This is a genomic window from Aeromonas sp. HMWF017, assembly GCF_003061465.1.
GTDB classification, from domain to species: Bacteria; Pseudomonadota; Gammaproteobacteria; order Enterobacterales; family Aeromonadaceae; genus Aeromonas; species Aeromonas veronii.
In genome coordinates this window covers 39,266-40,031 of record NZ_QAJD01000181.1, presented here as the reverse complement: position 1 = coordinate 40,031, position 766 = coordinate 39,266, and the positions used below count along the sequence as shown (strand labels likewise).

Below are 766 nucleotides of genomic sequence, written 5' to 3'. Positions count from 1 at the left end.
GGCCTTGATGGAGGCGCCAGAGACGGTGCGTGACGTGCATCAGGCCTATGTGGCTAGCGGTGCCCGGGTCATTACCACCAACAGCTATGCGCTGGTGCCGTTTCATATCGGCGATGAGCGTTTCTTTGCCGACGGGGAGGGGTTGGCAGCGCTGGCCGGTCAGCTGGCCCGTGAGGTGGCTGACGAGCAGAAGGGCGCCGTGCAGGTGGCGGGTTCTCTGCCACCGCTGTTTGGCTCCTACCGTGCCGACCTGTTCAAGGCGGACCGGGTGAGCGAGCTGGCGACGCCGCTTATCCGGGCGCTATCCCCTCATGTGGATATCTGGCTGGCCGAGACCATGAGCCTGATTGCCGAGCCACTGGCTCTGAAAGCGCTGCTGCCTGACGATGGCAAGCCGTTCTGGGTCTCCTTCACGCTGGAAGATGAGGCGCCGGGCAACGAGCCGCGACTACGTTCCGGCGAGCAGGTGGCTGATGCGGTGACCGCGCTGGTGGCGGCCGGGGTCGATGCCATCCTGTTCAACTGCTGTCAGCCCGAGGTGATTGAGGGGGCGCTCAAGGTGGCAAGTGCTGCGTTGCAGGCAGAGGGTCGCAGCGACATCCGCCTCGGTGCCTATGCCAACGCCTTCCCGCCGCAGCCCAAAGAGGCCACCGCCAACGATGGGCTGGACGAGATCCGCGCCGATCTGGGGCCGCTGGATTATCTCGGCTGGGCCGAGCGCTGGCGCGCGGCCGGGGCGAATTTGATCGGTGGTTGCTGCGGCATC

Annotated in this window: 1 protein-coding gene; it reads left to right on the top strand. The window is 66.1% G+C overall.

All coding sequences use genetic code 11. The features are described from left to right. The coding region (locus tag DBR30_RS20480) for a homocysteine S-methyltransferase family protein (protein ID WP_258224530.1) at positions 1 to 766 on the top strand (766 nt) is incomplete at both ends.